Origin of the sequence: Aliiglaciecola sp. CAU 1673, from assembly GCF_029223185.1 — a bacterium.
Lineage (GTDB): Bacteria > Pseudomonadota > Gammaproteobacteria > Enterobacterales > Alteromonadaceae > Bowmanella.
The window spans coordinates 220902-238061 of sequence record NZ_JARHUG010000005.1; the positions used below are offsets into that span (position 1 = coordinate 220902).

Sequence of the window (17160 nt, forward strand, 5' to 3'; positions counted from 1 at the left end):
CACCCTCATTGCTCCTGAAATTGCGGGAAAAGATATGGCAAAGCTCGGGGAGTCACTGCACCACTGTCATGGCCAACACCATGAACTATATCCAGTTTCCATATCAGTGATGCCTCGTGCTCGGTGGCCCAATTGACACTGCGCGCGTAGAAGGAAAGACCACGTGCAAACACGTTAAGCCCCTGTTTCTGCGCTTGCTCGCTGTTACTGAGCGCTTTGGTGCGTGGGGCCAAATCCTGATCTGCCAATAAAAATGTCAGCGGTTGCTGCATCCACGCTTTGATCTCATCCATCTTGACGCTTGTCAGTTTTAAGCCAAAAGGATAGGCCTCTGTCAGGTCAGGCATAGTAAAGAACGCCGCATTAGCTGACACTGCATGACTTACAGGTGCATTTGGCCTGGCCAACATATACAAATGTACGAAGCCGCCGCCTGCAGAGTGACCATAAATGGCAAAGTACTTTTGGTTAGAGCCGAAGCGCTTTACAAAATCGTTAAAGACCAGCTCTGGCGCAGAAAAGAACTGCTTTCCCTGTGGCTGCTCTGTGCCGTTTTCATCCAGCAAGCCACCCAGGTTATACTGATACTCACCCGGGCAGTTGTGTCTGTCACAGCCGATGGAAAGCACAATAAAACCTATTTCCAGGGCCAGTTCATGCCAGTGATCCCGATAATCCCGGACATTTCGCTTGGCGCCTGGGATAACCAATAACACCGGCGTCTCGGCATCGCTGCCTTTGGGCACAGTGAAGGCGATTTCTAATACTTTGTCGGCCCATCCGTTGTAGGTGTAGCTGCCCTTTTCCAAATTCTGCCAAGGCAGACTTTGGTTTGGCATCGTCGATTGCGCCATCAGACAGCTGGCAAATAGCAGAGAGAGTCCGGTCGCGCCTTTGATTATGTAGTGCAACATTACAATTTCCCGTGGAAAAGGGCGGGATTGACCCGCCCATGGAACTTAAGATTAGAAACTGGCTTTCACGTCCAGATAGAAATACCGGCCATAATCCTGATGGGCATCCTCAAAATAGCCGAACGAAGAGGCGGCCAATGGCGCCCGCTCATCGGTCAGATTTTTAATACCCAGGCGCAGGCGGGTGTCTGCATCAGCAATCTGGGTATGATAGTCAAAGGTCGCATCCACCGTGGTCATGGCGGGGATCACATAGCGGCTGCCGTCATCCAGGGTCAACGCACTCTGATAAAACTCTCCGATGCGGTATCCGGACAGGGAAGCACCAAAGTCGCCATGCCGCCAACTGACCCGCAAACTATGTTTTTCCTCTTGGTTACCATCACGACCAACCAAATCTGCGAAGCCGGCTACCGGGAAACTTTCCGGCAACACAGCATCCTGCTGCGCTTTTACAAGAAGGGCAGCATCGCCTCCCGCTTCCTGCTCAAATTTATCCAGGAAAGAGACGTTGTAATCCAGCTTGAAGCGACCGACGTCGGTATCCACATCGTAGTAAACCGCGATGTCATGCCCTTGTACTGTTCGCTTATCTAGGTTGGCATAGCGGTCATCCACAAAACGGATATTGCCAGCCGGGCAGATACCGGCATTTTCATAGAACACCGCATCGTCGGCAGCCACTGCTTCGCGACTGATGGCCGGATTGAAATTAGTGGAAGCACAATTATTGAGGCCTTGCTCTAATCGGGCGACCAAATCCAGCAAAGTATGGTTTTCCTCACCCAACAAGCCGATGGTGTTCTTTTTCTTGATTGACCAGAAGTCCACAGTAATGGCCAAGCCATCCAACGGCTCCCACACAAAACCGATGGAGGTATTGTCAGACTCTTCGGGCTGCAGGTATTCACTGCCCTGGGCGATACGTTGAATAGAATCCCTGCAATCCAGTGAGTTCTGCTCCGGATCGCCACCATTTTGTGCCGCATACAAGCAGACATAATCGGTATTGGTCCCTTGCCTGGCGACGATTTCTTCATTGATGGTCACTAAATTGGGGGCCCGGAAAGCCTCTGACCAGGAACCTCGCACCAACAAGGACTCCAACGGACGCCATCCAAAAGCCACCTTGCCGACAGTGGTGTCTCCCACGTCGGAGAAATCTTCATAGCGCAGGGCTAACTGCACATCCAGATTCTCCAGTACAGGCACCTGCAATTCAGCAAACAAGGAAGATACATCCCGTTCACCGCTGTTGTCGGGGGTGGGACTGGAGTTCACCACATCGGAAACAAAGGGATAGGTGTCACCATCTTGATCTACAAACTGGATAGTGCCGTCCAAACGCGGGTCCCGGTCATCCAGGAAAGATTCTTCACGGTATTCAAAGCCAGTGACAAACCCAATCCAACCGGCAGGCAGTTCAAACAAATAGGGCGTCGACGCCTTGATATCAAATGTTTTGAGCTCTGATTCACTGAGTCGACTGACATCAATCAAAGCACGCTCGATATTGCTGTTTACGCCACCGCTGAACGGATTGTAAGCAGCAGATGTGGTGTCATTAAGCGCTTCCTGCATCAGGATATTGGAAACCCTGTTGCGGGTAATATCGTCTTTTTTGTCTTTTGACCAGGATACGGCTGTTTCCCAATCCCAATCCCCACTCTGACCACGCAGCCCTTGCAGGACTCGCCAGGTTTGACCGTCGTTGTCGACGATACGTGGCAGCTCGGCAAATCGATAATTATCGATTTCCAGCGCTAATCCACTGCAGGGAACATCATCACCAATCAGGCTGTCTGGCAGGCGGTTCGGTGAGCCACAAGGCCCGAGCGGGTTGTAATAGTTGTCCGCCGCCACAATCAGCTTGGAGGTGGAAAAGGATGAAGTGGGATGGCGGATTAAACTGGTATCAGAACGATAGGCAAGGATCTCGGTGAAGGCTTCCCAACCGTTGTCGAACGTATGGTTGATATTCATAAACAGATTCATGCGCTGCAACTCTGAAGTGAGATCGCGGTTCTCATTCAGATTGAAGCGATAGGTGCCCTGACCGTCGGGAGCCGCACACAATCCATTGCCAATCTCATACACACAGCGGGGGTCGCCAACCGGATAAGTCTCAAATTCTCCACTGCCATCGACCAGGCCATTCTGGCGCAAACTGTTGCCACTGGTCACTCTGTCCACAATATCGAACTGACCGAATAAGGAGTTGGCGCTGCTGCCGTCAAATTCCGGGTGGCCATACCAAGGCGAGTCAGTAGCTACGCGGTCAGTCAAATCGGAATTAGACCATCGTGGATCATCTTGGGAATTAACACGGTCACGCTGGTAGTAATTAAACATCAAGCCAACATTGGTGCGACCCTCGTTGAAATTTTTACCCCATTGCATCGACAGAGTCTGGTCATCCCGGGGTAAATGCTCAAACTCAGTCCATTTAAGATGAACATTGAAGCCTTCAAAATCATCCGGTGTAACCGTATTAACCACCCCGGCCACTGCATCTGCACCATATATGGCTGAAGCGCCGTCACGCAGGACTTCCACGCGCTTAATCCCATACACAGGAATTATTTGCGAGTTGACTGTGTTCACAGGTACAAAACTGCCTCCAACCTCTTCTGTTTGGTAAGCTGCAGCATTTACCAAACGACGGCCATTTAGCAGCACCAGGGTGTTGCCAGTGCCCAAATTGCGTAAATTGAAGGCGCCTATATCACCTCTGGCCGAGTTGACACCACCACTGATATTGCCCGCTTCATTGAAAAAGTTTTGTCCATTCTCAGGGATAAGCTGCAGTAACTCATCGCCCGAATCTATGCCCATACTTTCAATTTCTTCCCCATCAAGCAGGGACATAGCCAAAGCTTCACTGATTTCTGCGCCTTTAATCTGCGAGCCCACGATGGCGATCTTCTCCACTTCCGGCTCTGCAGATTGCGCTTGTGCAACCACCGGGGAAGCCAGCACGGAAGCCAAGGTAAGAAGATGCAGAGGCTTGCGGCTTAGGTAACGTTGTCTGATGATCTGAGTTATTGGATTTATCATTGTGGTACCTGATAGGTGCTTTATTGTTGTTAATACGTGACTTATCTAGCGTGACTTGACCGCAATAAAGCGGCCAAATATGGCACAAATGTTCACATCATTAACGTAATTGCAACATACCTGCCAACTTACCATTTAAAAATAAATTTCATTTAAATCAGATAGTTGAGAAATTAACGAGAAAAATATAAGACGGGAGCGGGTGGAAACCCACCCATTTACTGATTTCAGCGGGGGAGTTTCCACTCCTTTTTAACTAAACGCCACAATCCTGTTACTGCACTACTTTGAAATCATCTTTGACCAAACCGTATTTGCGCATTTTGTCATACAACGTTTTACGCGGCAGGCCAAGCTGTTGCTGCACATCCACCAGGCGTCCCTCATGCTCCTGTAAAGCGCTCTGCAATACGGAACGTTCAAAGTAAGCGACTTTTTCCGCGAGAGTCATTCCTGTTGCCTGACCATCGTCAACCACTGGCTCTGACTGTACCGATTCGCCTCCCATCAACACAAATCGCTCTGCAGTATTGCGAAGCTCTCTGATATTGCCTGGCCAATTGTGGGACTCCAGCTTATACAACTGCTCAGAGTCAAGCTTAGGCACATCGGTGCCAAAGCGACTACTGGCAATTGCAGTAAAATGCTGGAACAACAGGGAAATATCTTCCTTGCGCTCTCTCAACGGCGGAATTTCAACATTGATAACATTGAGACGGTAATAGAGGTCTTCCCGGAACTGGCCGGCTTCAACCAGTTCTTTTAAGTCAACCTTGGCTGCAGCCACAAAGCGTATGTCGAGATCAACGGCCTTATTGGTCCCCAGAGGCTCTATTTTGCGCTCTTCCAACACCCGTAGCAGTTTTATCTGCAGCGGCATCGGCATACTTTCAATTTCATCCAGAAAGAAAGTGCCACCATTGGCATGCTCTATTTTTCCCACCCGGCGCTTCTGTGCACTGGTGAACGCACCTGCTTCAAAACCGAAAAGTTCACTTTCGATCATCGTCTCCGGGATGGCACCGCAGTTAATGGCGACAAAATTTTCATTGGCCCGCTTGCTGTTGTAATGCAGGTAGCGGGCGACCAGATCTTTACCGGAGCCGGTTTCCCCTTTGATCAGAACATCTGCAGGAATATCCTTGATGCGGGCAAGCACTTGACGTAACGCTTTGATCTTCGGATTGTTGCCCAGTATGCGCGGGCCGGCGGTTCCCTGAGCCGATAATTCTTCTTTCAATTGGCGATTTTCCAACACCAACTTGCGTTTGTCTGAAGCTCGTCTGAGCACATCCAGCAAATGTTCATTGGAAAACGGCTTTTCCAAAAAGTCATAGGCGCCAATGCGCATCGCCTCGACGGCGGTGGATATATCACCATGTCCGGTAAGCATGATGACCGGCAGTTCGGGGTCTTGCTTCAAAGCCTCACGCAGAAAGGCAATGCCATCCATGCCTGGCATATTGATGTCGGTGACCACGATGCCAGGCCAGTCTGGGGTTAATGTTTTAAAGGCATCAGAGGCTGAATTGAACACCTGACTTTCAAAGCCCTCAATGCTCAGCAACTGCTGGAGGGCATTTAAAATAATGGACTCATCATCGATTAATATGACGGGTAAACTCATCTTTAATCCTGGGTTGTATTTCTGATCAGACTGACAACAAACTTGGCACCGCCTTGCGACAGATTCTCAGCAATAATTTCTCCACCGAAGGATTCCACAATACGCTTTGAGATAGTGAGTCCCAACCCGAGCCCCTGGCCTTTGGTGGTGTAAAATGGCTCGAAGACCCTCTCCAGTTCTTCATCGGAAAACCCCGGCCCATTATCCTCCACACTCAACAAGACTTTGCCACTGTGTTCAAGAACATCGATCTTGATACGCGGATGGGGGACATTCGACGTCGCCTGCAACGCATTGTTAAGCAGGTTGATAATGACTTGTTCCAGGGGCACGGCATCGGCCATCACTTGCACTTGTTCGCCATTGCCAACCAGAACCACTTGAGCACCCGTTCTCTGAATTTTGTTGTCCAGTATGGCCAGGGAAGCCGACAACGTTTCCGCTAATGATACCGGCCCCAGCTTACCGGCTGATTTGCGGGCGAAAAGCTTATATTGGCCGATGATCTTTGCCATCATTTTATTGAGCTTGAGAATTTCCTGAGCATTGCTCTCGATGCTGCGCAAATCTTCACGCTTTGCCAACAAGGGCAGATTTTCAGTATAAATGCGCATGGCCGCGAGAGGCTGATTCAGCTCATGATTGATGCTTGCAGACATCTCCCCCAACATGGCTAATTTACCCGCTTGAATCAGTTCGTTTTGAGTCCGCTTTAGTGTCAACTCAGTTTGCTTATACTTCTCGATAATCTCGATCAACTGCGCATTCGATTGCCGCAACTCCATGGTTCGTCCCTCAACCAACTGCTCGAGCTGCTCATTGATAGCAGCCAGCGCCCTACGAGCATCGGCGGTTTTTCGCCATGAGAAACTGATCAAATAGACCAGCGAGAAAAAAAGCGTGAAAAGCACCAGTGACCACAACACATACTGAGTAGTCATCCCCGCGGGGGCCAACGCAAATAGCCGCCAACCAATGGGGCTCATATCCTGGTGGACTTGCCGGTAGCTGCCCTGAGATGCCTGATGGGAGATATTGAGATACCTTGATTCTAATACCTGCTGAATATCGATGGCCTCCGTCAACGGCAATATGGATATCCCGCCATATTGCATTTGACTGCGCAACTGTCGCTCGACAGAGGTATCTAATTCCGCCAGTGTTTTGTAATTCCAGTCTGGTTGCGAGCTGAAGAACACCACACCATAAATATCGGTTAGTAAGAAATCAAAATCGCTTTGCGGCCAATCATTCTCTAATGCAGAGAGTGCAACCTTTATCACCAGCACGCCACGGACCTCTCCGTTAACATAGACTGGGTTTGAAAAGTAATAGCCTCTTCGTCCCGACACGGTACCCAAGGCGAAGTAGCTGCCTGGATTGCCGGACATGGCTTCTTGGAAATAAGGTCGGAATCCATAATTGCTACCGACAAAACTATCCGCTGCATCCCAATTGCTTGAGGCCAATGTCACCCCGTCTTGATTGAGTAAATAAACCGCATCTGTCAGCAGAGAGGCGTTGTATCGGCTGAGAAGTTTATTTGCAGTATCAATGGTTGTTGGCGTTTGCCATAAAAGCGCGCTTTCGATAGCAGGATGCAAGGTTAAGACTTTCGGCAGAGTGCGAAATTTATCAAGCTCGATTTCAAGCTTGGAACTCAACTCTGAGAGGGCTTTGGTCGCGCTGTCCTCTATCAGCTTTTCAGCTTGGCGATGAGCCAATGCCCCAACAGCCGTGGCTAGAATGAGGTAAATGAAACTAAAGACAAGCCAATGGGGCAGATTCTGATGCCATCGCCCCGGCATACGGCTGGATGCCGTCAACCACTCTTTCATTGAAACCGTCAGTGAAAGTCGAAATCTCGACAGGTGAGACGAAGATACGGGATGTTGACTTGCCAATCTACAACTTCGATTCAATCTGGCTTATTTCTCTGCAGGAATCCCCTGCGAAGAAGGAATCTCTTCAATACCATATTTGGCCAGTATTTCTGGTAACTTGCCGTTAATACGCAAGGTCTGAATAGCGGCACCAAAGTCATTGATGCGTTTATTGAATTCGGATTTTTTGGAGAGGGACATATAACTGCTGACCGGATAAAATTCCTGATAGGCGACTTTTTCCAGCTGGTCATCCACGCCCATGGAACGCAACACAAAGTCGAAGGTTTCATCTACGCTGATCACCAAGTCGACGCGGCCACGCAATAATAATTGTAACTGCTGCGTTTCAGTCATTAGCGGTACTTTGCGCAATTTGTGGTCTTGGTTAAAGCGCGGGAAGTACACGCCACCTCTGGTATGGGCAATGGAGTGATCATATAAGTCTTCATAGGCGCTGACAGTGAACGGCTTACTGTTTAACTTATAAAAACTGTAGGAGGAGCGCAGGCTGTAATAAGGTGGCTCAACAAAGTTGAGAAATTCTGCTCGCGCTTCGGTTTTGATAAGCCCCATCATCAAATCCAGCTCGCTGTCAGCCATTAGTAGCAGGCAGCGGTTGAACGGACAGGTCACCATCTCAAGCTGGATATCCATCTGCTTTGCAATCGCTTCAAGAATTTCTCTGTCCATGCCACTGGCTGAACCATTTTCATGCACCACGCTAAATGGCGGCGAATGGAAATACGCCACTCGCAATAGTTCCTGCGCATTTGGCAAAGCGCAAAAAAACAGGCTCAAACAAAAAACAACAATCCGCATGAAGTCACTGCAACAGGAAGGTCACGCCTTCATCATAGCAGTGACAGCACGCCTTGGACTAGATCAGTTCGTGGCCTGATAGATTTCCAGTTCATCAATTTCGATAAAGTTGGCGTCACCAAAATTACTGTGGATCTGCAACCGCAGCACCTTAAGCTCGATGGCCGAAGTCAGACTACCAGTTTGGTCAGGCGACTTGGCCAATCGGAAATACTCATGATTGGCAAAACTTTCGCCGTCCAACGAGGCCTGAATAGTGATTTCCTGAGGACCACGTCCCAACTCGCTGGCTTTTTCGTTGAGAATGACCCGCAGCCCAGAGACTTTAACCTTCTGACCGAAATCCACCTGTATGTAGGGGGTCACGCCAGATTCCTTGCGTACCAGCCAAAGTCCTCGATTCACTTTATCGCCGGCATCGGCGTTAACTTGCTCGGACCAGGTGTGGCCATCAAAAGCAGCGGCCGCCACATCACCTGAGTAATGGCTATTGGCGCTGTAACTGGATGCGGTCAGCCCATTGGTGTTGATTAGGGCCACATTCCCCAATGCGCCTGTTTCGATGAGTTTTCCGCCTTCCTCACCAATGCCGGTGCCGTTTCCAAAGCCGTCTTCGCGACGTACCGCCACATAATCAACCTGACAATTTTTATCGGTAGCGGTTTCATAGCCAATCCGCACGGTTTGGTTGGTGTTTCTGGCCAGCATCAGGAAATCCAGCCACTTGTCGGTATAGGCCTGCTCGAGACTGAATTCCAGTGGCCAGTCGCCATCGGGGCACTGCAATCGATTATCTTCGTCCTGATCCACATCCAGCCTGACCATACCGCTTTTGGCTACGGCAAGGTCGGTAATTTTACCTCTGTACTCCTGGGGTTCGGCGCCGGCCGCTAAGGTAATGGCCAAAGTTAAACCGGCCGCAATGGGACGCATCTGCATGCTCGAATTCCTGTTTTATGCAATAAAGCAATGGCACAGCAAATTTCGTTCCCAAATTGACGTCAAGATAATGGCATCGTCGGACTGTTCCACATCAAGCTACCTCATCGCGCCCGGGAGACACTATAAGGCCGCTTCGCGAAGCTCGGGACCCTCTTCCAGCAAACGGCGAATCACAGCCAGCCCCTTAACCAGTTCAGTATTATTTGCAGGTCGACTCAAACAAAGACGAATGGCAGGCTCCGGCGGCCTCGGACCTACCCGGTACTCGTCACTGTTACGCACCAAAGCGCCGGCCTTTGCAGCCTTTTCCACAAATTCATGTCCTAGCCAGCCATCGGGCAGCGGCAAATACAGATTAAAGCTACTGTCGATGTCATCTGTCGCTGCTAAAAACGTTCCTAAATATTCTTGGGCCAGCCGGTGTCGGGCCTGCATTTCCATGGCCAGCCAGTTATCCAAAGCCTTCACTTCGCCTTCTTCAAACCAGGTGCAAAACCATTCGAGAGGCAGAGGAGCTCCCGTCCAGCTCGAGGCTCGCAGGGACAGGCGCAAGGTGTCGAAAAGACATTCTGGCACGACCACAAAGCCCAGGCGCATGGCACCGCTAAAACGCTTGGAAAAACTGCTTACATAAAGCGTGATGTCCGGCGCCAGTTGTTGCAGGCTCGGCGGTTTTTGCGAGCGGGCGACGAACTGCACATCATCTTCAAGGATCATCACCTTGTGCTGGCGACAAAGGGCAACGATTTGCTCCCGCCTTGCCAGCGGCATCTGACGGCAGGTTGGATTCTGATGGTTGGGGGTCAGGTACAACAACTTGGGGCTATGATAGGCCAAAATATGCGCCAGCTTATCGGGTACCATACCTTGCTCATCCATTTCCACCGGGTGCACTTTCACACCACGATTCTGTGCCGCCGCCAGAATACCGGGGAAAACCAGGGCATCGGTAACGACCGCATCCCCTTCTCTGCACAAGGCATTCAGACTTACGCTGATGCCGTGTTGCCCGCCTTGGGTGAATAAGAAGTTACAGCCTGCCATCACCACAGGCTCGCCATCAAGCCAGTGCGCAAATCGCAAGCGATGCTCTTGATGCCCGAGCTCTGGTGCGTAATCAATGATCCGTGCCAACCGATCGTGATCCTGTGCCAGGCCCTGCATGGCCCTTTGCAACATTTCCAGCTGTGGCCCGGGCGGCGCAAAAGCAGCCATCATATCCACGGCATCCGCATTTGCTGCCGGTGCGCGAAAGCCTGAATGCGGTTTTCCGGTGTTCTTTACATAGGTACCGCTGCCGACCCTGGCTTCCAATAATCCCTGACGCTCCGCTTCCAGATAGCCGCGCGTGACGGTACCAATGGTGACATTCAAGGCATCCGCCAGACGTCGCTGTGGTGGCAGCTTCTCTCCAGGTTTGAGACTGCCGGTTTTAATAGCTTCGGCAATAGCCGATGCCAACGCCTTGTATTTGGCCCGTGTGTTGTCGAGAGTCGGAGTCCAGATTGTCATGGTGACAATAAAAATATTGAGCCGGAAGAAATTTAAAATATGATATTTGTCACCATTCAATATAGCAATGAATAAATATTGTATGGGTACATTTAACAAATGGAGTCCCGATGCAAAGCCTTAGCAGCGTACTGCTTCCCTTAACGCTCTTTACCCTGACAGCGGTATCCACACCGGGGCCTAACAATACCCTGCTCAGCGCAAATGGTGCCCGTTTCGGTATGCGCGCCAGTCTCCCCTTCGTATTGGGCATTCGCCTGGGCAACTTTCTGATGGTGTGTTTACTGGCACTTGGTTTGGGCGGCTTGCTTATCAGCTTCCCCCAGATCCAATGGATACTTAAGCTGGTAGCCATCGCCTATTTGTTATTTCTGGCCTGTAAAATTGCCACCTTGCCCCCTCCCGGCGTTGTTACCGCAGAAGCCGTTCCCCTGGGATTCTGGCAAGGTGCCAGTTTTCAATTTATTAACCCCAAAGCCTGGATGACTGGCATGACCTGTTTGTCGGCCTTTACCTTATCCGGTGAAGGCTATGTGTGGTCGGTAGTACAGGTGATCCTGGTGTGGGCTCTTATCGGATTGCTTGGCAGCCTGTTGTGGGTACAAAGCGGTGTGTTAATGGCCAGATTGCTTAAAACCTCCCGCCATTGGCGTATTTACAACTGTGGCTTGGCCGGGGCAACCCTGGCCAGCATTATATTGGTGATCAAATGATGGAAAGCTATAAAGGACAATATCTGCTAACGGATGACAAAAACCGGTTGGATTTGGATGCCATACATCAGGCTCTGAGCAATAGCTATTGGTCACCCGGCATTCCCAAATCCCTGGTAGCCAAAGCAATCCAGCACTCCATGTGCTTCGGCGTCTTTTTCGAAGGAAAACAGGTCGGTTTTGCCAGGATGATTACCGACAGAGCGTCTTTTGCCTACCTTGCCGATGTCTATGTATTGCAGGAGCACAGCGGACAGGGTGTGGGCAAGGCCCTGATGGATTTCCTGCTGGGCCATCCCGAATTGCAGGGGCTAAGGCGGATTATGCTCTGTACCCGTGATGCCCACGGGCTTTACTCACAGTTTGGTTTCAGCGAAGTTCCCAACCCCGAAATCATGATGCAAATACACTCCCCGAATATTTACCAGACGGGGTCACCTGCCTAGGGAGAAGGTACCGGCTTGCGGTGTTTCGGCCAGAATGTCCTGATAAGGAGCACACAAACGAGAGAGCTGAACATCAGCCAGGCAAAGGGCAAGGCACTGTCACTATGGGCCAGCGCCAATATGGGGCCAACCAGTGCTCCGCTGCCAAAACGCAGAGTACCAATCACGGCCGTGGCCGTTCCGGAATGACTGGGAAAAGCCACCAGAATCTGGGCATCGGCGCTGACCGCAATCAAACTTAACGAGGCCATCAGCGGCATGATGCTGATGACCGTTGCCACCAGACCCATATCCAGCAGATTGGCGCCAAGCAAGGCCGCGGCAGACAGCAAGCCCAGCACCAATCCCAATCTGAGGATACGTTCACTGCCAAGGCGTGGCACCCATCTGGCATTAAACAGGTTGGCCGCCATCAGTGCGGCCACATTAATACCAAACAGAATCCCGAACAGCCCCTCAGATACCCCGAAATAGGACAAGTACACCAGCGGAATGGCAGTCAGGTAACCGAAAAAGGCAAAAGACGCAAACATAGAAGTCAGGATATGGGGCTGTGCTTTGCGACAACCCAATACCTCTAAGTAGCTTGCAAAAAAAGTTCGCAGCCAACTGGCTGTGCGCTCTCTGGTAGGTACCTCCGGCAAGTAGTGCCAAGACAACAGCATCACTGCCAGGGCATATAGGGCCAGGGTAACAAAAATCATACGCCAATGGCTTACTGCCATCACCAGGCTGCCCAATGCAGGCGCCAGCAAAGGTGCCACCATCATGATCATGGATACATAAGACATGCCTTTAGCCGTATGCTCCTGATACATGTGGCGGATAATGCCAGGCACTGTCACCGCAGCAGCACCACCGGCCAACGCCTGCAATACCCGGCACACCCACAGCAGTTGGATATCCTCAACCCAAATCACCAATAGATTGGTAAGCGCAAACCCGAGGAGTCCCCCCAAGGCTAACTTACGACGCCCCAGAATATCGGCCAAAGGGCCGAAAAAAAGCATAGATAAAGCGAAGCCCAGTAGGTAAGCACTTAGTGAAATCTGCACCCACTGCATGCTACTGCCAAGATCCTCCGCTATCACCGAAAACGCCGGCAAATACATATCGATAGCCAGGGGGGTAACCGCCGTGATAGAGGCGAGTAACAGTAAGATCCAGTTAAAACGGTGCAACATGGGGAGCCATGAATATCAGTTGGTTTGCCGGCTACCCTGAGGGCAGCCGGTCACAATATGTCAGCCTTGCAGACTCTGTTTATACAGCGCCAGCGCCTGGCGGTTATCATGTTGGGCCTCTTTAATGGCAGCCAACAACAGCAGATCCTCATGCCGGCTATCCAACTCGATGGCTTTGGATAAGGCCCGCTCAGCCAGGCCGAGGTCGCCGCAATTATAAGCCAGATGACCCAGTGTGGAGACCAGCTCCAGGTTGTTTTCATCGCGCTTGAGCCATTCCTCGAGCTTACGCATGGCCTTGATGGGATTAGCCAATTTCAGACGCTTGAAGAGCGGAAGCAACAAAGGATGAGGACCCTGTTTTTGCCCGTCCACCAGTACCTGTTCGGCATCCTGATACATGCCCTGCTCCATCAGTTGTTCCGCATAAGCGGCCTGATGGGCAGGATCCTGACGCTGGGCCCGTGGTAGGTTATGCCAGTTGAGCTTAAGCTGATTAGCGCCTTCTTTGCTGGCGATATCGGCAAAAATCCCCTGGGCAGCCTGGCGCATCAACGCATCATACTTTTCCAGTCCCAGAGTTTTCTTCCATCCCTTTAGGCGATCCTGTAATTCGGACCAGCGGCCAGTGGCCGCCAACGCCTTGGCCCACAGCTGTGCTACCCGTGGATGGCCCTGATGCTTTTCAGACAATCCTTCCAGCAGGGTTAGCGCCTCTTTGGCTCTGTCCTGTTGAAGATGTAGTTTGATCAGGTGCAGTTTGGCCGCCAGCTCACTGGCAGGGAAGGCTGCCGCGCGCGTCCAAAGCTCCATCGCTTTGTCCCACTGCTTGCGCTTTGTCGCTGCTTGGGCAGAGGCGAGTAAATCCACACCACCGAAAGACTCGCTGTCCAATTTGCTCAGCTGTTTTTCTGCTTCCTGGTAGTTAGTCTCTTCCAGCGCCAGTAAACCTTGAGTGAAAGCTTTGCGATGGCGGCGTTCCGTCCAGCTGCCAAACCAATTGCGGGAACCGGAGAAGAGGGCAAACAGGCGCTTAATTAACCATTCCAGCAGCAGGTATGCCACCAGCAATAAAAACAGGTTCAGCATGGCTGACATCAGGCTGATTTGCAGGCTGACATTTTCCAACACCACCAGCACATAGCCGTCCAGATTCACCAGATAGTGGCCGCTCAGCAAGCCAGCCACCAGCAGCAATGACAAGAGGATCAGACGAATCATAGCTGCACACCTTCAAGGCGATGTGCCAGTCTGTCCTGCAGCGCCTGCGCCGACAGCAAACGCTGTGGATACTGGCGCGCAATCGCCATGGCCATCAGTTCTTCCAGACTTTGATTAACGGCGGCTATGGCAGCCTGATTACTATCAAAGTACTGCGCAATCAGATTTTTAGCGTCAGCCAAAGCTTGCTGATAGAGATCTTCTTGCTCAAGTAATACCGCTTGCTGAGCCATTTGCAGTTGATGACGAAGACGGGCCTTGATTAGCCATTGCTGCTGATTATCCAATAGCGGCTTAATCTCGCCGGTTTGAAACACTTTAATATCGAACAGCGCATGCCAACTTTGCTTGAGATTACTCCACCAGTCATCCACGGAATTGCTTAATCCAGCCTCGGAGCGGGCCGAGTCCACATCGGGCAGCACGATAATATCCAACGGCAAATCATCGGTTGACGCGGCCAGGCTACCCAAGCGCAGGGCGATATCGGTCAGGGGCGCACCACCAATCTGCGACAAGCCTTGAATATCTTCAGCCAATAACTGGCGAACGGGCAACAGGCTGGGATCGCGCATTTCCTGCAGACGCACATCGGCATCTTTAAGCATGCGAATAGCAGTATCCACATCATGTTCCAGCCACAGCTTGCGACCGGCCATACGCACCAGATAATCGGCTTCAGCCAATACCCAATCATTGGGTCGACGTCCTGACATTTGATCCAGCATTTGAGCATTATCTGCTACCCGCACTTCCAATTGCTCGAGCTCAGATAAAAGCGGAAAAGCCTTTTGTGCTTGTTCAGCCTCGTATGCGCTGAAGGCATCGGCCAACTGCTGCTCGACGTTGCGTTTTTGCAATGCGGCACTGGCAATCAGCTTCTGTTCGACTTCAGTAGGCAGGGATTGCAACGTGTTTTGCTGTGAAGAGAGGGTCATCCAGCCCCAATAGCCGGCGGCTGCAACGGCGCCTAACAGCACAAAAAGAACCAGGATGAAAAACCACAACAAGCCGTTGCCCTTGGCCGGGGTGGGCGTCTTTTTGACCTCAGCGTCAGGCTTTTTGGCTACACTGGGGGAAGGTGTTTGTTGTTGTGCCGTTTCGGCCATCGCCTGTTTCTCCATAAATTGCTTCGTAGCCTCAATTAGCGCGTCATCACTGGCGCCATTGCTGATACTAATGCGCTTAATTTGCTTGTCTTTGGCAAGCTTTGCCAAGCGTTCACTAACCACAATCCAGTGCTGTTGCCGTAACCATTGTGGATCAAATTTGCTGAATGCAGCATCCAGTAACTCACCACTGGTCACCATAATGCATTGGATCTCAGACTCTTGCCAGGGCCTGCTTGCCTGTGGCGGTGACACCGGCACCCGGCGATAAAGACAGATGCTGACCACCTCACAACCGCGTTTGGTCAGCTTCTCCTCAATAAGCGGTCTGCCACCCTCACCTTTAATCAAAAGTACATAGCCACTGTTGACCCGTTTCAGCGCATCCAGGGCCAACAGGCCCTCAGAGTCCTGACGTTCAGGTACTTGTGCTTTGATACCTGCCTTAGCCAGTGCCTGAGCGGTGCTGCTACCCACAGCAAAATACTGTAGATCTTTGCGCAGGCCATTATTACCCAAAGCTTCCAAAGCCAGGCGCACAGCTTCGGTACTGACAAAGATCACCGGACTGCCTTCCGGCGCTGCCTTTAAGTCAGCAGCCAACTGTGTTTGTTGTTCGGCAACGGCTTCAATCTGCAGCAGAGCCAGTCCCACGACGTTTAACCCGGCAGCACTAAAAGCCCTTTCGCTTGCTGGCAACTTGCCCTTGGGACGCAGCAACAAAAAGCCAGGCTTATTCGGCATAGAGTGCTTCCAAAAGCTGTTTAGCGCCTTTGCCCAAAAGCCCCTCAGCCAGTTGAATACCCAAGGTCTCTGCATCTTTCACCAAGCCACGGGCTTCGCCGCGGATGACCTTGGTGCCGTCCACGGCGCCGACCAGGCCCCGCAACCAAATCTCTTCGCCAATCAGCTCAGCATAGCTGCCGATGGGCACCTGACAACCGCCCTGCAAGCGCTGATTCATGGCGCGTTCGGCTTTTACCCTGATGGCGGTCGCCTGGTGATTCAAAGGCACCAATAATGCAATCAATTCATGATCATCATCACGACATTCGATACCTACAGCCCCTTGGCCTACGGCCGGCAAAGACTGCGCAGGTTCAATAAAGGCGCGAATACGCTCTGGCATACCCAAACGAATCAAACCGGCAGCGGCCAGGATAATGGCGTCATAATCGCCGCCATCGAGCTTGGCTAAGCGGGTATTAACATTGCCGCGTAAATCCCGGATCTGCAGATCGGGGCGCAAAGCCCGCAACTGGCACTGGCGACGCAAACTGGAAGTCCCCACTACAGCCCCCTGGGGAAGGCTGTCAAAACTCTCATAGGCATTGGACACAAAGGCATCGCGGGGATCTTCACGCTCACAAATGGCATGCAGGCCAAAGCCCTCTGGAAATTCCACCGGTACATCTTTCATGGAATGCACCGCGATATCGGCCCGCCCTTCCTGCATGGCCACTTCCAATTCCTTGATAAATAGTCCCTTACCACCAATTTTAGCCAAAGGCGTATCCAGAATTCGGTCGCCTTGGGTGCTCATGGGCACCAGTTCTACCGCCAGGCCGGGATGAGCGCTTTCCAGGGCGGATTTAACATATTCGGCCTGCCACAGGGCCAGGGCACTTTTACGGGTAGCGATTCGGACGGTTCGCCCGGCGTGGTTTTTCTGATTCATGACATGTTTTTTCGAACTGGCACAATGGCCCTGACAACATGCTATCGATAAT

The 17160-nt window shown here is 51.4% G+C and carries 13 protein-coding genes; 2 read left to right on the top strand and 11 right to left on the bottom strand.

Annotated features, from left to right (window positions below; all coding sequences use genetic code 11):
• Positions 1–5: 5 nt before the first annotated feature.
• From P2G88_RS06780 to P2G88_RS06810, 7 genes are all read right to left on the bottom strand, one after another.
• The gene (locus tag P2G88_RS06780; RefSeq protein ID WP_275795041.1) at positions 6–914 is read right to left on the bottom strand and encodes an alpha/beta hydrolase; all 909 of its coding nucleotides are present in this window, start codon (positions 912–914) and stop codon (positions 6–8) included.
• A gap of 51 nt (positions 915–965) precedes the next feature.
• A complete protein-coding gene (locus P2G88_RS06785; RefSeq protein ID WP_275795042.1) occupies positions 966–3971 on the bottom strand; it encodes a TonB-dependent receptor in 3006 nt (1001 codons plus the stop codon).
• Positions 3972–4245: 274 nt separating this feature from the next.
• The gene (locus P2G88_RS06790; RefSeq protein WP_275795043.1) at positions 4246–5598 is read right to left on the bottom strand and encodes a sigma-54 dependent transcriptional regulator; all 1353 of its coding nucleotides are present in this window, start codon (positions 5596–5598) and stop codon (positions 4246–4248) included.
• A 2-nt stretch (positions 5599–5600) separates the two neighbouring features.
• Complete coding sequence (locus P2G88_RS06795; protein WP_275795044.1) at positions 5601–7436, bottom strand: ATP-binding protein; 1836 nt, start codon at positions 7434–7436, stop codon at positions 5601–5603.
• 90 nt (positions 7437–7526) lie between these two features.
• Positions 7527–8234 (bottom strand): transporter substrate-binding domain-containing protein, encoded by a 708-nt coding sequence (locus P2G88_RS06800; RefSeq protein ID WP_275795045.1) that lies wholly within the window; start codon positions 8232–8234, stop codon positions 7527–7529.
• A 132-nt stretch (positions 8235–8366) separates the two neighbouring features.
• Complete coding sequence (locus tag P2G88_RS06805) at positions 8367–9242, bottom strand: discoidin domain-containing protein (protein WP_275795046.1); 876 nt, start codon at positions 9240–9242, stop codon at positions 8367–8369.
• Between the two features lie 123 nt (positions 9243–9365).
• A complete protein-coding gene (locus P2G88_RS06810; protein WP_275795047.1) occupies positions 9366–10757 on the bottom strand; it encodes a PLP-dependent aminotransferase family protein in 1392 nt (463 codons plus the stop codon).
• A gap of 110 nt (positions 10758–10867) precedes the next feature.
• Here P2G88_RS06810 and P2G88_RS06815 point away from each other — a divergent pair, with 110 nt between their 5' ends.
• Both P2G88_RS06815 and P2G88_RS06820 read left to right on the top strand, forming a co-directional pair.
• Entirely contained in the window at positions 10868–11470 is a 603-nt protein-coding gene (locus P2G88_RS06815) for a LysE family transporter (RefSeq protein WP_275795049.1), read from the top strand.
• The gene (locus tag P2G88_RS06820) at positions 11467–11916 is read left to right on the top strand and encodes a GNAT family N-acetyltransferase (protein WP_275795050.1); all 450 of its coding nucleotides are present in this window, start codon (positions 11467–11469) and stop codon (positions 11914–11916) included. The genes P2G88_RS06815 and P2G88_RS06820 overlap by 4 nt, the downstream gene beginning before the upstream one ends.
• Here the strand turns inward: P2G88_RS06820 and P2G88_RS06825 are convergent.
• From P2G88_RS06825 to hemC, 4 genes are read right to left on the bottom strand one after another with little or no spacing between them, the layout of a single operon-like run.
• Positions 11913–13100 (bottom strand): multidrug effflux MFS transporter, encoded by a 1188-nt coding sequence (locus P2G88_RS06825; RefSeq protein WP_275795051.1) that lies wholly within the window; start codon positions 13098–13100, stop codon positions 11913–11915. The two genes, P2G88_RS06820 and P2G88_RS06825, sit on opposite strands and share 4 nt — an antisense overlap.
• Before the next feature lie 60 nt (positions 13101–13160).
• Positions 13161–14321, bottom strand: coding sequence for a heme biosynthesis HemY N-terminal domain-containing protein (locus tag P2G88_RS06830; RefSeq protein WP_275795052.1), 1161 nt, complete (start codon positions 14319–14321; stop codon positions 13161–13163).
• The gene (locus P2G88_RS06835) at positions 14318–16174 is read right to left on the bottom strand and encodes a uroporphyrinogen-III C-methyltransferase (RefSeq protein WP_275795053.1); all 1857 of its coding nucleotides are present in this window, start codon (positions 16172–16174) and stop codon (positions 14318–14320) included. Before P2G88_RS06835 ends, P2G88_RS06830 begins: the two co-directional genes overlap by 4 nt.
• On the bottom strand, positions 16164–17108 hold the full coding sequence (gene hemC / locus P2G88_RS06840; RefSeq protein WP_275795054.1) for a hydroxymethylbilane synthase: 945 nt from the start codon (positions 17106–17108) through the stop codon (positions 16164–16166). The genes P2G88_RS06835 and hemC overlap by 11 nt, the downstream gene beginning before the upstream one ends.
• Positions 17109–17160: the final 52 nt, after the last annotated feature.